This is a genomic window from Streptomyces sp. Ag109_O5-1, assembly GCF_003814875.1.
In the GTDB taxonomy this organism is placed as follows: Bacteria; Actinomycetota; Actinomycetes; order Streptomycetales; family Streptomycetaceae; genus Streptomyces; species Streptomyces sasae.
This window is the reverse complement of sequence record NZ_RKQF01000001.1, coordinates 8,352,392-8,367,413: the sequence shown is the minus strand read 5'-3', so window position 1 is coordinate 8,367,413 and position 15,022 is coordinate 8,352,392. Positions and strand designations below refer to the sequence as shown.

Annotated in this window: 11 protein-coding genes, 1 other RNA gene and 1 pseudogene; 6 read left to right on the top strand and 7 right to left on the bottom strand. The window is 69.6% G+C overall.

The window, feature by feature from the left end; all coding sequences use genetic code 11:
• Positions 1-263 precede the first annotated feature (263 nt).
• From EDD90_RS38105 to EDD90_RS38095, 3 genes are read left to right on the top strand one after another with little or no spacing between them, the layout of a single operon-like run.
• Positions 264-2,090, top strand: a complete 1,827-nt coding sequence (locus EDD90_RS38105) for an AAA family ATPase (RefSeq protein WP_123977616.1) — start codon at positions 264-266, stop codon at positions 2,088-2,090.
• A complete protein-coding gene (locus EDD90_RS38100) occupies positions 2,087-3,340 on the top strand; it encodes an McrC family protein (protein WP_123977614.1) in 1,254 nt (417 codons plus the stop codon). Before EDD90_RS38105 ends, EDD90_RS38100 begins: the two co-directional genes overlap by 4 nt.
• 30 nt (positions 3,341-3,370) lie before the next feature.
• The gene (locus EDD90_RS38095; protein ID WP_123977612.1) at positions 3,371-5,506 is read left to right on the top strand and encodes a UvrD-helicase domain-containing protein; all 2,136 of its coding nucleotides are present in this window, start codon (positions 3,371-3,373) and stop codon (positions 5,504-5,506) included.
• A gap of 15 nt (positions 5,507-5,521) precedes the next feature.
• Here EDD90_RS38095 and EDD90_RS38090 read toward each other — a convergent pair whose 3' ends face one another.
• Entirely contained in the window at positions 5,522-7,177 is a 1,656-nt protein-coding gene (locus tag EDD90_RS38090) for an N-6 DNA methylase (RefSeq protein ID WP_185149379.1), read from the bottom strand.
• A 251-nt stretch (positions 7,178-7,428) separates the two neighbouring features.
• Between EDD90_RS38090 and EDD90_RS38085 the strand changes: the two genes are divergently transcribed.
• Entirely contained in the window at positions 7,429-9,099 is a 1,671-nt protein-coding gene (locus EDD90_RS38085) for a TIGR04141 family sporadically distributed protein (protein ID WP_123977608.1), read from the top strand.
• 72 nt (positions 9,100-9,171) lie between these two features.
• Complete coding sequence (locus EDD90_RS38080; RefSeq protein WP_260328393.1) at positions 9,172-9,483, top strand: hypothetical protein; 312 nt, start codon at positions 9,172-9,174, stop codon at positions 9,481-9,483.
• Between the two features lie 3 nt (positions 9,484-9,486).
• On the opposite strand, the gene rnpB is transcribed toward EDD90_RS38080, so the two are convergent.
• The 6 genes and pseudogenes from rnpB to EDD90_RS38050 form a co-directional block, all read right to left on the bottom strand.
• Positions 9,487-9,891, bottom strand: an RNA gene (gene rnpB / locus EDD90_RS38075) — RNase P RNA component class A.
• Between the two features lie 115 nt (positions 9,892-10,006).
• Positions 10,007-10,729 (bottom strand): annotated as a pseudogene (locus EDD90_RS59150) (DMT family transporter); the annotation flags it as partial.
• A gap of 73 nt (positions 10,730-10,802) precedes the next feature.
• Positions 10,803-11,642: an AraC family transcriptional regulator gene (locus EDD90_RS38065; protein ID WP_123977606.1), complete on the bottom strand. Its 840-nt coding sequence runs from the start codon at positions 11,640-11,642 to the stop codon at positions 10,803-10,805.
• A gap of 18 nt (positions 11,643-11,660) precedes the next feature.
• Positions 11,661-12,170: a TetR/AcrR family transcriptional regulator gene (locus tag EDD90_RS38060; protein ID WP_123982078.1), complete on the bottom strand. Its 510-nt coding sequence runs from the start codon at positions 12,168-12,170 to the stop codon at positions 11,661-11,663.
• A 22-nt stretch (positions 12,171-12,192) separates the two neighbouring features.
• Complete coding sequence (locus EDD90_RS38055) at positions 12,193-12,621, bottom strand: DUF4260 family protein (protein WP_123977605.1); 429 nt, start codon at positions 12,619-12,621, stop codon at positions 12,193-12,195.
• A gap of 80 nt (positions 12,622-12,701) precedes the next feature.
• Positions 12,702-13,328 (bottom strand): TetR/AcrR family transcriptional regulator, encoded by a 627-nt coding sequence (locus EDD90_RS38050; protein ID WP_260328392.1) that lies wholly within the window; start codon positions 13,326-13,328, stop codon positions 12,702-12,704.
• A 64-nt stretch (positions 13,329-13,392) separates the two neighbouring features.
• Between EDD90_RS38050 and EDD90_RS38045 the strand changes: the two genes are divergently transcribed.
• A complete protein-coding gene (locus EDD90_RS38045; RefSeq protein ID WP_123982074.1) occupies positions 13,393-15,012 on the top strand; it encodes an FAD-dependent monooxygenase in 1,620 nt (539 codons plus the stop codon).
• The last annotated feature ends 10 nt before the right edge of the window (positions 15,013-15,022 follow it).

Genomic DNA, 15,022 nt, shown 5'->3' with positions numbered 1-15,022 from the left:
CGGACGGCAACTCTGCCTCGATCGTGCGTCTTTCGGCCTCGGCCGTCGACTCCCCACCCATAACGCCCCCCACTCCAGCGGTCAACCGCCGGTTCCGCCCGGCAGAGCCATCCGGGCACATCCGCACTGTAAGGACAGCACGTTTACACTGTCAACGCATAGTGCAGAAGATTCGTTACCTCAATGGCGAATCACTTGACAGTGTCAACAGGTAAGCTGGCGACGTTCGCCCAAGGCCTCGGCCGCCCCTGGAAAGGTCCTCCATGCCGCAGCCCGACCGCCTTCCCGGCGCGCCCGAGTTCCGCATCAGGCTCCCCAAGGACGGGGCTGAGGCGCGCGGACATCTGCTCGCGGAGTTCGGCGGCAACGGCACGCACAAGTTCCTCCTGCAGGAGGGCTCGACGGTAGCCGCCGAGGCCTGGCCTGGTCTCGGTGACCACGCGCGCCGGATCCGCGCGGATCTACGCGCGAGCGGCGGGCTTGTCGATGTGCCCGCCGATCCCGACCGGCCTGACGCACCGTCGCGTTGGACAGTGGCTCATGACATCGAGTGCAACTCTTCCTCGGCCGCGGCCGCTCTGGTGTACGGGTACGACGCTTCCGGCCCGGAGTCCTGGCGAACCGCCGAAGGTCATCCGCTCGCCGACTACCTGTCTACGAGTTGGCGTCCCCCGCGGAAGGCGTGGTTGGTCCGCGGCTCCAACGTCTCCGGGCACAACCTGGTCCGGCAGCTGTGGCTGAAGGAGGGCTTCGTGTCGCTCGCGGGTGCCCATCTGCCACCGCTGGAGGAGACCGATCCGACCAAGAGCGCGTTGCGCCGCTACATCGAGGATGGGTACGAGGGGGCGGCGTCGTACAACCAGAAGCGGGGCCTCGTCGACGAGCTGCACGCCTTTCTGACGCAGATGCGCGTGGACGACACGGTGGCCACCATCGGTGACGGCCGGCTGCACATCGGGCAGGTCACCGGCGAGGCCGTCCAGGCCTCGTCGCCGGGCGGGCTGTCCAACCTGCGCAGGACCGTCACCTGGCTGCCGCAGAGCCACGCGTACGAGGACCTGCCGGAGGAGATCCAGCAGAAGCTGTCCGTCCAGCATGATGTCGTCGACCTGACCGGCATATTGGACGCGCTGGACGGGCTCGTCGGGCGTACGGAGCGTACGAACCCCGCAGCGGCCGACGGCACCGGCGAGTACCTGACCGTCGAACGGCCTTCCCAACGGGAGCTGTCACTGCCGGACATCACCGCGGAACTCACCACCGACCTCCTCGTCCATGATCGGGCCTGGCTGGACGAGATACGCGAACTTCTTCTGGATGAACGGCAGTTGGTCTTCTACGGCCCCCCGGGAACCGGCAAGACGTACCTCGCGATGAAGCTGGCCGAGCACTTCGGCGGCGGACCGGAGCAGGTCAAGATCGTACAGTTCCACCCCTCCTACGCTTACGAGGACTTCTTCGAGGGGTTCCGACCCGTGGAGGATCCCGAGACGCGGGACGTGGCCTTCCGGCTGACAGCGGGCCCGCTCCGGGAGCTCGCCGATCTCGCCTCCCGTGAGGGCAACCGGCACATCCCGCACTTCCTGATCATCGACGAGATCAACCGCGCCAACCTGGCCAAGGTTTTCGGCGAGCTGTACTTCCTCCTGGAGTACCGGACGAGGTCGGTCCGTCTGACCTACTCCGGGGACGACTTCGCGCTCCCGCCCAACCTGTTCGTGATCGGCACGATGAACACGGCCGACCGGTCGATCGCCCTGGTCGACGCGGCGATGCGACGCCGTTTCGCGTTCGTGGAGCTGTCCCCGCGGATAGAGCCGACTGCCGGGCTGCTCGCGCGCTGGCTCGAACGCGAAGAAAGGGATCCGGAGCCCGCCCGCCTCCTCGACGCCCTCAACGCCCGCATCGACGACGCGGACTTCGCCATCGGCCCGTCGTACCTGATGAAGCCGGGTGTGTACCGCGACGGCGGCCTCGACCGGACCTGGCGCACGAAGATCCTGCCGTTGCTGGAGGAGCACCATTACGGCGAGGGCCTCGACATCGCCGGCCGCTACGGCCTCGACTCGCTGCGCGAGCAACGCCCGTGACCGTATCCGAGGTGACCGTGTTCGAGTACGGTCCCGCCGTCTCCGTGCCGCTGGGCGCGGAGACCGGGCGGGCACTGGCCGCCTCCGGCATCCTGCTGAGCGTGACTCCGGACCCCGGCCGGGACCGGCACTGGCTGCTGCGGGCAGGCAGCCGGGTCGGTGCCGTTCGCACGCCCGGCGGTCCGGTCGTGCGGATTGTGCCCAAGACCCCCGTGAGCCGACTGTTCTTCCTCCTGGGGTTCAGCCTCGACCCGGCCCGTGCCTGGCGTGACAGCCGGGAGGGCACTGTCGACATCGGGGCGTACGACGACGTCGTCCCCGCACTCGCGCACGCCGTGGAACGTCAGATCGACGCCGCACTGCGGCAGGGGGTTCTGCAGGGCTACCGGGAGGTGGAGGAGTCCGCGACGGTCGTGCGCGGGCGGCTGCGCGAGGCCGAGCAGATCCGCCGGCACTTCGGCCGTACGCCGCCCGTGGAGATCGCCTACGACGCGTACACCGCCGACACCGCCGAGAACCGCATCCTGCGCGCCGCCGCCGAGCGGTTGCTGCGGTTGCCGGGCGTTCCAGCTCCTGTTCGGCGGCGCCTCGCCCATCAGCGTGTACGCCTTGCCGAAGCGCGGCCGCTGATACGCGGGCAGCACCTGCCACGTTGGCAGCCGTCACGCCTGAACTCCCGCTATCAGCCCGCGCTGCGACTCGCCGAGGCAGTCCTGCGCGGCACATCGCCGGAACACCGGCCGACCGGATCCGACCCGCTGACCGTGGACGGCTTCCTGCTCGACATGAACAAGCTGTTCGAGGACTTTGTCACCGTCGCCCTGCGTGAGGCCCTTCACGAGCATGGCCTGACCGCGCGGTTGCAGGACCAACACCACCTGGACACCGCGGGTCTCGTCCGGATGCGCCCCGACCTGGTCGTGCGCACCGGCGACGGGCGTATCCCGGTCGCCGTCGTCGACGCCAAGTACAAGGTCGAGAAGGCCGACGGACTCCTCAACGCCGACCTCTACCAGGTGCTCGCCTACGCCACGGTGCTCGGTCTGCGCGAGGCGCACCTGGTGTACGCGGCCGGACGGCAGCCCGAGCGCTTCCACGAGGTGTGCGGAACGGCGGGAGGACCGGACGGACGGGGAGTGCGGTTGTACCAGCACAGCCTCGACCTCTCCCGCGACCCCGGACAACTGCTCACTGCCCTACGGAAGGTCGCCGGACGGCTGGCCGAAGCCACTCCACTTCCCCGATCATGAAACCCCGTCAGGCGGAAAGGAAGAGACCTCATGCCCCGGCTCGCCTTCGCCCAGAGCTTCTGGGACGGATACGACACGCTGGAGAAGCCGGTTCGAGCCGGAGTACGCAAGGCCATGGCGAAGTTCCAGGCCCTGAGCGTCTCCGAACTCAACGCCGACAAAGGACTGCACCTGGAGTCCGTCGAGAACGCACGTGACCGGCGGATACGCACCATCCGCATCACCGACTTCTGGCGGGGTGTCGTCCTTGCCCCCGATGACGGCAGCGACATGTTCCTGCTGGTCAAGGTCCTGCCACACGACGACGCCTACGCCTGGGCGACGAAGCGCCTGTACAGCGCCAACTCCGCCACGCGCGCCCTGGAGGTGCGCAACGCGGTCGCCCTGGACGAGCTGACGCCGCTGTACGAGACGGCCGCTCGCACGGCTCCCCGTCTGCTGTTCGCGGACGTCTCCGATGGCACACTGCGGGAGCTCGGCGTCGACGACCAGGTGCTGCGCGCCGCGCGTTCACTGGTGGACAAGGCTCAGCTGGAGGCGTTCTCGACGCTCCTGCCGGAGGACCAGCTGGAGGTGTTGCAGTACCTCGCCGAGGGATTCAGTCCGGAAGAAGTCTACCGGGACGTCGTGGCCGTCCGCCGGCCTGCCGACGCGCCCGCCGAACCGGTCGAGGACCTGGCCACGGTCATCTCCAACACCTCCGCACGCATCCGCCTGGTCACCGGTCCGCGGGAGCTGGAGGAGATCCTGGAGAAGCCGTTCGCGGCCTGGCGGGTCTTCCTCCACCCTTCGCAGCGGCGCGTCGCCTACCGCACGTCGTACAGAGGCCCCGTCCAGGTCACCGGCGGCCCCGGGACGGGCAAGACGGTGGCCGCCCTGCATCGAGTGAAGCACCTCCTCAGCCGCTCCGAGGACGGCCGCATCCTGCTCACCACGTACACGAACGCACTCGCCGCCGGACTGCGCGACATGCTCGGTCTGCTCCTCGACGATGACGAGAAGCTGCTGGCCCGGGTCGATGTGACGACGGTCGACGCCTGTGCGAACGGCATCGTGCGGGCGAAGTCGGCGACGCCGCCCAGACCGATCGGGGACCGGGAGCAGCGGCAGTTGTGGGAGAAGGCCGTCAAACAGCTCGGTCTGCCCTTCACTGCCCAGTTCCTGGCCCAGGAGTACCGTCACGTCGTTCTCGGCCAGAACCTCCGGGATCTCGACGCCTACCTCGGCGCGAGCCGCCGCGGTCGTGGCACCGGCCTCGGGCCCGGCCGCCGTCGGGAGGTGTGGAACGGCGTGCAGCGGTTCGAGCAGTTCCTGCGTGACCGCGGTGAGACCACCCACTTGCAGATCTGCTCTCGCGCGGCAGAACTCCTCGCAGGCGAGTCGGCACCTTACGCTCACGTCGTCGTCGACGAGGCGCAGGATCTGCATCCCGCCCAGTGGCGTGTGCTGCGCGCCGCCGTGGCATCCGGCCCCGACGACCTATTCGTCACCGGTGACCCGCACCAGCGGATCTACGACTCCCGGGTGTCGCTGGCCTCTCTGGGCATCACCACAGCCGGCCGCAGCTTCCGGTTGCGCGTCAACTACCGTTCGACCGAGGAGATCCTGGCCTGGTCGGCGCAGCTCCTCGCCCCCGTGACCATCGACGCGCTGGAGGGTGACGGAACGGACTCTCTGGCCGGATACCGCTCCCTGCTCCACGGGCGCCGCCCCCAGACGCAGGGGTACACGACTCGGCAGGAAGAGACCGAGGCATTGGTGGAACGGGTCCAGGCACTGCTCGCTGAGGGCCTGGCACCGCAGGAGATCGGGATCTGCGCCCGCTTCAACCTCTCTCTCGACGCGGCCGAGGAGAAGCTGAAGGCGTCTGGTGTCCCGGTGCTACGGGTCAAAGGGCAGATCCCGGCGGGGACCGAGGGGGTGCGGCTGGCGACCATGCACGCGATGAAGGGGCTGGAGTTCCGCGCGGTGTCCGTCCTCGGTGTGAACGAGGGCACGGTCCCGTTCGCCCGTGAGATCACGCCACGCGAGGTGGACACGCTGCAGCATGACGCCGACCTGCTCCGGGAACGCTGTCTCCTCTTCGTCGCCTGCACTCGCGCGCGCGAAACGCTGAGTGTGACCTGGAGCGGAGCCCGCAGCCCGTTCCTGCCGCAGGCGACCTGATCAGCCGCCCTGCCCTCACTCCTCCGGTGCCAAGGCCCCCGTGGCGAGGCCGTCACGCGCGACTTCGGCGAGTTGCCGGCTCAGCTCGCCGACTCGACGCATTGCCTCCTCGAACGCGGAGAGGGACCGGAAAGCGGAGCCGTACCTCCGCTGCTCGTCCATGCCCATGCGCGGGATGCGTGATCCCTTGCTGTCAAGGCGGTAGGTCCCGCTGGCACTTGTGGCCCTGCGGGTGTTGCCGGAACTGCGCAGGAATCCCTGCAGATAGTCCGTGTCGAGCTGTTCGCTGGCAGAGACGGGTTCCGGCCCCTCGTACGTGACGAGGCCCGCGCGGACGAGATCCGCGACGCTGGTGGTGGCGCCGTCCAGTGAGCCCGGCCCGCTGCCCGGCGCGAACGCGGGCAGGATCGCAGCAAGTCGGCGGATCTCGTCCTCCAGTTCCTTGCGCAGGGCGGCGTATTCGCCTGGATAGTCGCGCTGCCTGACCCTGATGTGGCTGCCGGGGGTGAGGTCGACGGTGTCATCGAGGAGTTCGATCAACGGAACGTCGGCGACCTGGTCGGGGCGAGGTTCCAGACCGTCGTCGGGGCTATTGCCGGTCAGGTCGACCATGCGCACGGTACGGCCGGCGTCCGCGTTTCCAGGGTTCTCGGGACGCTGCAGACACCACAGATGGATCGGCAGGGCGTGGGAGGTCGCCGTCCCCGGCGGCAGGGCGACCACTTGGCGCACGATGCCACGGCGTACGAGCTCCGCCCGGATGCGACGGCCTGCCTTGCGGTAGGCGACGGAGGCCGACATGACCATGAGAACGTGGCCGCCGGGTCCGGTATGCGCGTACGCGTGCTGGAGCCACGCGAGTTCCCCTTCGGCCTTCGACGGGGTGCCAAGTTCCCAGCGAGAGTCGAGCAGCAGTTCCTCGCGGCCCCACTCAGTTACGCCGGCGGGAGGGTCGCAGACGACCAGATCCGCCCTGAGTTCCGGCCATTCGTCCGCACGCAGGGAATCACCCGCCACGACTTGTACATCCGATCGGCCCATGAGGTCGGCGCGAAGTTGTGCGAACCGAGCGCTGTCAGGATCCAGCTCCTGGCCTCGGCAACGCATTCCCTCTGCGGCGCCGACGGAGAGGAGCAACACCCCGATTCCGCAGGCGGGATCGAAGACCGTGGCGTCGTCCGACAGCCGGGGAGCGAAGTGGCACACGGCACGCACCACGCGCTCGGAAGTCACCTGGTCCGAGCCCGCGCGTCGAGCGGAGTCCATGAATCGTTCGGTCAGCCCGTTCACCAGGTCGATGGGTGCCTCGGCCCGAGCGAGCGCCTGTACACGGCCGGCCACGTCGTCCGGCATGCCTGCCTCGGGCTGCCCGGCCAGTACCCCGGCCACCTCCGCCAAACCGACGACCATCTGTTCGCCGTATGCGGCCCGCATGGCCTGCCACAACTCGACCTCGGGTGAGACCTCCTGGCCTTTGCGCTGCCTGTCCAGCCATTCCTGGACCTCGGCGAGCGCGTAGAGCGGACTGTTCGCGGCTCCCGCCGCCGGCGCGGGAAAGTCGTCGTAGCGCCGACGCCAGTTGGAGACAGCCGCCCGGGTCACTCCGGCCAACCGTGCGATCTCGGAGCCGGTGACCAGAGGGCCGACCGATGAAGCGGCATTGTCCGTCATACCCCCAGCGTACACGGACTGCCGATCACGTTTCCAGGGTAATCACGTTGACAACGTACACAGACATTGACAACATAGTTTGTGTACTCGGCCGTCCCTGGGCGGGTGCGGTGTGCAGCATGTCCTCGCCGCAGGGCCTTCCGGCCTGCCTCACACACCCGCCCCTGTCCCGTCCAGTCACGACCTCGGAGGCACCGACGTGTCCCACCCGCCCTCGAAACCCAGCAGCCACTGCCCCACGGAGGCGCACCATGGCATCGAACACCGCAGTACGCACCGTTTACCGGCTATCCGCCGCCGCCCCCACCACGGACGCCATGCTGAACGCCCTTGACGCCGAACTTCTCGACAGCCTCGGCGCGGAACCACATTTCCCCGACGTACTCGGCGTCCCTGCCGTGTTCGTCACCTGCGGGATCGAGCACACCGAGGCCCCGTGGTGCGAGCCAATGTCGCGCACCACAGGCATCATGGTCACCGAGAACGTCCGCCGTACCGCCGCCGTGCTCCTGCTCGCTGTCGATGGCACGGTGTACGCGATCGGCTGCGACCAGGGGTACCGGCTGATCCCCGAACACCTCAAGGACCAGCGCTTCGGTCTCTCCTTCGCCATCCGCCAGATGGACCCGAACATGATCCGCGAGGCCGTGTCGAAGTCGCTCGGGCAGGCGCGCACCGACATCTCCCTCGTTCCTGGCGGCGCCCCGGTCCCGCTGCTCGGCATCCGCGACCACTCGCGCATCGTGCGCAGTCTGGGCGGCTACCTCGACGACCTTCCGCTCACCCGGTCGCGATACACCCGTGGCAAGGCAGTCAGCGCCCAAGGGGGACGTGGCCTGAGGATCGCACTCGGAGTCGAACCCGAGGCCCTGCTCGCCGATCTGCGGGCCATCACGAGAATCTGCCGCGAGGACATCCCGCACAGTGAGCTGGAGTTCGTGGATCACATCGTGCCGGTCAGCGACACCTCGACACTCGACGCCCTCGACAAGGCGCTGGACGGCCGTCTCGGCCGTCCGGCCGAGGGAGACATCTCGGTCTCCGTCCCCTTCGGACATCACACCGCATACGCCGAGGCCACCGCGTATCTGACGCAGGTCAACAGTCCCGGAGCCCTGCGGTCCGAGGACTTCGATCTCGACTACCTGCTCACCCGCGCCCGACTCGCGCCGCCCGGCCGGCGCCTCAAGGCGCTGCGCGACGGGACCGTGACCCTCGCCAAGGACCGCCGGGCAGGGACGGCCGACACGCTCGCCGTTACCAGCGCGTTGACTTGGTTGGAGACCGGCATCCCCCTCGGCGCCCGCCGGTTCTTCCTCATGGACGGCGAGTGGTACGAGGCCGGATCCGCCTATGTGGAAGAGTGCCGGGCCACCGTGGCCGCGCTGTTCCCTCCCTCGCCTTCCGTCTCGCTTCCTGCCTGGGCCGACGGCGAGTCCGAGAACGCCTACAACAACAGGGTGGCTGATGACCGGCCTGGCTGGCTCTGTCTCGACACCAGGAACGTCAGCAACCCGCTCCGCCCCAGGGACCAGGTCGAGATCTGCGACCTGCTGATGCCCGACGGCACCCTCATCCTCGTCAAGCGCGCAGGCGGTTCCGGTCCGCTGAGTCACCTTTTCAGCCAGGCCAGGGTCGCAGTGGAACTGCTCCAGGAGTCTGCCCAGGTCCGTACGGAGTTCACGACGAAGGTGGCCCGGCTCAGCGGAGGCGAGATCTTGCTCCCGGACCACTTCACACCCAAGCGCATCGTTCTGGGCGTACTTCTGAAGAACCGCGAAAACCTAACTGCGGAGTCCGTCTTCGGCTTCTCCCAGATCACCATCGCCCAGACCGCGAAGGCGCTCGCGGCGCGGGGTGTGACCGTGGAGGTCATCGGCATCTCCAGCGCTGCCGAAGGCGAACTCCCAACCGCCGCATGAACTCCCGAGCCGACTCGCCTTCCGAACTCGCTTTCAACTGCCCAACGGCGCCTCGAATGCAGATGATTCGGCATGATGACCTTCATGGCGGACGAAATGGACCTGCAGGCGGCAGCGGCGACATTCGACCGGAGTAGCGCTCCGGAGAGCGAGACAGCCGCCGAGGACGAACGCAAGCAGGTGCTCTGGCAGTTCCCCCTGGAGGAATGGGCGACACTGTCGCTGTCGCGCTACGCCCTGGGGCAGGGCACGCCGTTCGAGAACGGACCGTCGTACTGCCGGCTGATGGAGTTCGGCACGCCGAACCTCGGCAGCATCAAAGGCGGCAGCGCGGCGAAGCACGACGCAAGCCAGAGGCCCTTCCCCGGGCAAAACCACAGGTAGCGGCAGACGAGTCGGGCTGTACGCCGGGTTCTGTTCCGAGGGTTCCTCGCGGAGCCCTCGGCGACGGCCATCCATCTAGGGCCGGCGTTGCCGCCGGCCTCGTGCGGTCTACCCGGGGGCTCGGGCGGGCAGCCCTCGAACGTCCCCGCAGAGCGCCTTTTACAGCGCTCCTCTTGACCTTGCTCCGGGTGGGGTTTACCTAGCTGCCCAGGTCACCCTGGGCACTGGTGGTCTCTTACACCACCGTTTCACCCTTACCGAGGACCGAGGTCCCCGGCGGTTTGCTTTCTGTGGCACTGTCCCGCGAGTCGCCTCGGGTGGCCGTTAGCCACCACCCTGCCCTGTGGAGCCCGGACGTTCCTCGGGAAGCCCCCTAGGGGGACTCCACGCGGCCGTCCGCCCGGCTCGTCTGCCGTGTCGACCATGTTACCGGGCGGGCCGGCCTCTTCGGTGCCGAGGCCATCGTCGCCAGTACGGAGCCCGTGAGGATCAGTGCGAAGGAGACGGCGATCGTGGGGGTGAAGCTCTCGCCCAGGAAGAGGGCACCCGCGGCCACGGCCACCGCCGGGTTGACGTAGGTGATCACTGTGGAGCGGGTGGGGCCTATCTCCTTGATCAGTTCCAGGAAGGCCACGAAGGCGACCGCCGTGCAGAGGATGCCCAGGGCGAGGAGGGAGAGGAGCGCGTTCGTCGAGGGCATGGAGGTGGGCCAGGTCGCCGCCGCCGCGGGGGCGTAGACCAGCGCCGCCAGCGTCAGGCAGGGGGCGATCAGCTGCAGCGTCGGGACGTCCTTCAGGCGGCGGGCCGCGATGAGGGGTGCGGTCGCGTAGCCGATCACCGTGAGCAGGACCTCGCCGAGGGAGCGGGCGTCGCCGCCCGTCAGGTGGGGGACGGTCAGGACTCCTACGCCGGCCAGGCCGATCAGCAGGCCCGCGATCCGGCGTACGCCCAGGTGCTCCCGCTCGCCGCCGAAGTAACGCGCCGCCACCACGCCCACGATCGGTACGCCCGCTATCAGCAGGCCCGCCGTGGAGCTGGAGAGGTGGCGTTCGGCGTCCGTGAGGGTGAACCAGGGGCCCATGATCTCTATGCACGCGAAGGCCAGCATCGGGCGCCAGTGGGTGCGGAGGGTGCGGAACAGGCCGCCCTGGCGGATCGCCAGGGGGAGGAGGAGCAGGGCGCCCACCGCACAGCGGGCGAACACCACCGTCGACGGGGACACCTCGTCCACCGCCACCTTGATCATCAGATAGGGGATGCCCCAGATCACTCCCATGAGGGAGAACAACATCCAGCCGCGTGCAGTCATACGAAGAGTTTCAGCTGAGCAGGCGTGCCGCGTCTTGAACGCTGTTGCGGTACGCCGCCGGGGTCACCCCCAGCACCCGGCGGAACCAGCGGGTCAGATGCGCCTGGTCGGCGAAGCCCACCAGGGTCGCCACCTCCGCCGGGCGCAGGCCCGCCTCCAGAAGGCCGCGGGCTCGGTTCACCCGATACTGGGCCAGCCACGCGTACGGCGGGACGCCCATCGTCGTACGGAAGGCCCGGAGGAGTTGGTAGCGGGAGAGGCCCAGGTCCGCGGCGAGGTCGGCGAGCGACGGCGGGCAGGTCAGTTCGTCGGCCAGGCGGTCCCGGACCAGGAGCGCGACACCGCCCGCGCCGGGGATGCGGTCCGGTGCCTGCCGCGCCGTCGAGTGGCGGCGGGACAGGGCCGTCAGCAGCCAGGGGAGGCGGGATTCCGCCTCCAGTGGGTCGGGGCAGGTGGACAGGGTCGTATGGGCGTGGCGGAAGGCCGCGGCCAGTTCCGGGTCGTCGAGGACGGGGTCGCGGAAGTGCGGTGTGCCGGTGCCGACCAGGGTGCCGTCCGTCAGCAGGGACGGGTCCGCGTACATGGCGCGGTAGGCGTAGCCGTCGGTCTGTGTCGCCGGGCCGCCCGTGTGCATCTCTCCCGGGGCCAGGACGACGATCGAACCGGGGCCGGTGCGGATGTGCCCGCCCCGGTAGTCGATCACCTCGGAGCCGCCGACGCAGACGCCTATCGTGAACTCGGCGTGTGCGTGCGGGGCGTACGTGTGCCGTTCGAAATTCGCCGTCAACAGGTCGAGCGGCGGGCCGCAGCGCCCCAGCCTCGCCCTCGTCCACCGTGCTTGTTCGGCCACCTTTGCAACCCCCTTGAGCTAAGGGTGCAACGCCCTCAGGCCCCGTTTCCATGCCGCGTCCAGGTCGGCGTCCTCCGGGAAGCGGCCGTGGATCTCCAGGACCACCATGCCGTGCGCGAACGCCCAGGTGGCGCGGGCCAGGTCGAGGTCGCCGCCGCAGGCCCGCAGCAGAGGGAGGGCGGCTCTGTCCTCCAGACCGGCGGGCAGGGAGGCGCGCGGCAGGGGGCGTTCCGTGGCCAGGCAGTAGAGGTGGGGGTGGGACAGGGCGTACGTCCGGTAGGCCCTGGCAAGTTCCTCCAGGGAGCCTGGGGTCCTGGTCGCCGCCGTTTCGAGCGCCTCCGCAGACTCCTCCAGCATCTGCGCGGCCAGCTCGACCTCCACGGCGTGCTTGTCCGGGAAGTGCTTGTAGAGGGAGGGGGCCTTGATGCCCAGGCGGTCGGCCAGGGTGCGCATGGTGAGAGCGGCGGGGCCGGACTCCTCCAGCAGGTCCCTGGCCGCCGCGACGATCTCCCGCGCCCTTGCCGTCAGTCGGCCAGTCGCGCCAGTCCCGTCAGTCACGCTGGAAGCCCTCCTTCGTCCGCAGTCCGTAGCCGAAGGCGCGATCGTACGAGATGTGGGCCAGCCAGCCGCAGAGCGCGGCGAACGCCGGGGGCCAGAAGAAGAGGGGCTGGACCGCGTACGCCACCAGCAGCCCCAGCGGCACCAGCGCCCGGTGCATCGCGTTGTAGTACGGCACCGCGCGCGGCGGCAGCTGCCCCTTCGCCATCCGGGGCGCCTCGTCGGCGGCGACCAGGAAGGTGAGGTCCGGGAGGATCAGGAAGAGCAGGGCGAGGGCGCCCGCGAGCCAGCCGTGGTTCACGCCCTCCAGCACGGCGAACGCGGTCCAGAACAGGGCGCCGGCCAGCCAGGCCGTGCGGCGGGCCACCGTGGTGGCGGTGCGGAGGGCGGGGACGGGGGTGGCGTTCGTGGTGGTGGTCATGGCTGCCTCCCGAAGGCATCTTAGCTAACGCCGTTAGCCATGACCGTACGGCTAACCGCGTTAGCCGTCAAGAGAGTCGGTCACAGACCGGGGAACATCCGCTCCAGCGCATCGAACGCCGCCCCCATCCGCTCCTGGTGATCCTCGGCAACCTCCGCGTACGGCTCACCCGCGAGCTGGCGACTCACCGAGGTGACACACACCGAGCGGTACGCGGCGACGGTCACGGCCGCCACCAGCCCCGGGTCGGCGGTTCCGGCGTCCGCCAGCGCCCCGGCCAGCGCCCGTTCCACCTCCTCCGCGCCCTCCCGCGCCCGGGCCAGCAGCGCCGGCGAGTCGGCGACGACGGTCCAGAAGCCCGCGAAGCCCTCCCCCAGCCCGCCCAGCGGATGCCGTGCGTCGATGAACCGGAAGGCCAGGCGGCGCAGCGCCGCGAGCGGGGGCACGCCGGCCGCGCGGCCCCGTACCGCGCCGGCGAACGCCTCGACCGCCTCCGGGATGCGGTCGAGGAACAGATCCTCCTTGCGGGGGAAGTAGTTGAAGACGGTCATCGCCGAGACGCCGGCCGCCCGCGCGACCTCCGTGACCGTCACCCGGTCGAAGCCGTGCTCCCGGAACATCACCGTCGCGACGTTCGAGATCCGCTGCCGCGTCTCACGCTTCTTGCGCTCCCGCAGGGACTCCCCTGGCCTGTTCTCATCGATCACAAGAAAACTATAGCCGCTCGAAACTTTTAGTGACTACAGTGAAGTCATGACGACGACGATGCCGATGACAGACGGCAAGAACGAGGGCACGGACTACGGCGCGGACTATGACGTGGTGGTGGCGGGCGGCGGGCCCGTCGGGCTCTTCCTCGCCTGCGAGCTGCGGCTCGGCGGCGCGGGCGTGCTGGTCGTGGAGCGGCTGGCCGAGGTGGACGAGACCATCAAGGCGGGCGGGATCAACACGGCGGGCGCGGTGGCGCTGTACCGGCGCGGGATGCTGCCCGAGCTCGCGGCGGCCTGGGAGAGGAACCTGTGGCGGATGCGGGCCTTCATCGGCGAGCGAAGTGCCGGGGAGCGAAGTGCCGGCGCGCCCCGGGCGACTCCCCCGAAGTTCGCCGGGCACTTCGCCGGGATCATGATGCGCGGTGACCTGTTCGACGACTCCGACCCGGCCTTCGCCGACATCGGCCCCGCCGACGGCGTCGGCCTCGGGGTCCCGCAGGCCGAGCTGGAGCGGATCCTGGCCGCCCGCGCCGAGCGGCTCGGCGTCGAGGTCCGCCGGGGCGTGGAGCTGACCGGCTTCGACGCCGACGGCGAGGGGGTGTCCGTACACCTCGGCGGTGACAACACCGTCCGTACCGGCTGGCTGGTCGGGTGCGACGGCGGGCGGAGTACCGTCCGCAAGCTCGCCGGATTCGACTTCCCGGGGACCGATCCCGAGATCACCGGTTATCAGGCGGTCGTCGAGATGACCGGGGGCGAACGGCTGGGGGCCGGATGGAACACGACGGACGTGGGGACGTACGTCAACGGGCCCTTCCCCGGGCGGATCCTCACCGTCGAGTTCGACGGGCCGCCCGCCGACCTCCCCCACGCTCGGCTTCGCTCGCGCGGGGGGACCCCCATCGCGCCCATCACCGCCGAGGAGCTCCAGGCCTCCCTGCGCCGGGTGTCGGGCGTTGACGAGGTGACCATCCACGAGGTGCACTCCTCGACCCGGTTCACCGACAACGCCCGGCAGGCCACCGGCTACCGCAAGGGCCGGGTGCTGCTCGCGGGGGACGCTGCGCATGTGCACTCGCCGTTCGGCGGACAGGGGCTCAACCTCGGGCTCGGCGATGCCATGAACCTCGGCTGGAAGCTCGCGGCCGTCGTCCGCGGACTCGCGCCCGCCTCCCTCCTCGACAGCTACACCGCCGAACGGCATCCGATCGGCGCCTGGGTGCTGGACTGGACCCGTGCCCAGATCGCGGTGATGCGGCCCGACCGGCATGCCCGCGCCCTGCGCCGGGTCGTCACCGGCCTGGCGCTGACGACGAGCGGGACCACGTACCTCGTCAAGCAGATCTCCGGCGTCTGGCAGCACTACGACCTGCCCGGCGAGCACGCCCTCACCGGGCAGAGCACCCCTGACCTGGAGCTCTCCGACGGAACCCGGCTCGGGGACCATCTGCACGGCGGCCGGGCCCTCCTCCTCGACCTCGCGGACGACCCGAAGCTGCGGGCCCGCGCCGAGGAGTACGCCGACCGGGTGGACGTGCTGACCGCCGCCTGCCCCGGACGGCCGGAGCTGACCGCTCTGCTCGTACGGCCCGACGGGTTCGTCGCCTGGGCCGCGGACAAGGGCGACGAAGGCGGGAGCGGCCTCGGCGACGCCCTGAGCCGCTGGTTCGTCGCCGTCTGAGCCCGCACTC

Bases quoted from the DNA above. Each gene is read 5' to 3' on its own strand.
- EDD90_RS38105 (WP_123977616.1), top strand. From the start codon at position 264: ATGCCGCAGCCCGACCGCCTTCCCGGCGCGCCCGAGTTCCGCATCAGG.
- EDD90_RS38090 (WP_185149379.1), bottom strand. From the start codon at position 7,177: ATGACGGACAATGCCGCTTCATCGGTCGGCCCTCTGGTCACCGGCTCC.
- EDD90_RS38045 (WP_123982074.1), top strand. From the start codon at position 13,393: ATGACAGACGGCAAGAACGAGGGCACGGACTACGGCGCGGACTATGAC.
- EDD90_RS38085 (WP_123977608.1), top strand. From the start codon at position 7,429: ATGGCATCGAACACCGCAGTACGCACCGTTTACCGGCTATCCGCCGCC.
- EDD90_RS38055 (WP_123977605.1), bottom strand. From the start codon at position 12,621: ATGACCACCACCACGAACGCCACCCCCGTCCCCGCCCTCCGCACCGCC.
- EDD90_RS38095 (WP_123977612.1), top strand. From the start codon at position 3,371: ATGCCCCGGCTCGCCTTCGCCCAGAGCTTCTGGGACGGATACGACACG.
- EDD90_RS38080 (WP_260328393.1), top strand. From the start codon at position 9,172: ATGATGACCTTCATGGCGGACGAAATGGACCTGCAGGCGGCAGCGGCG.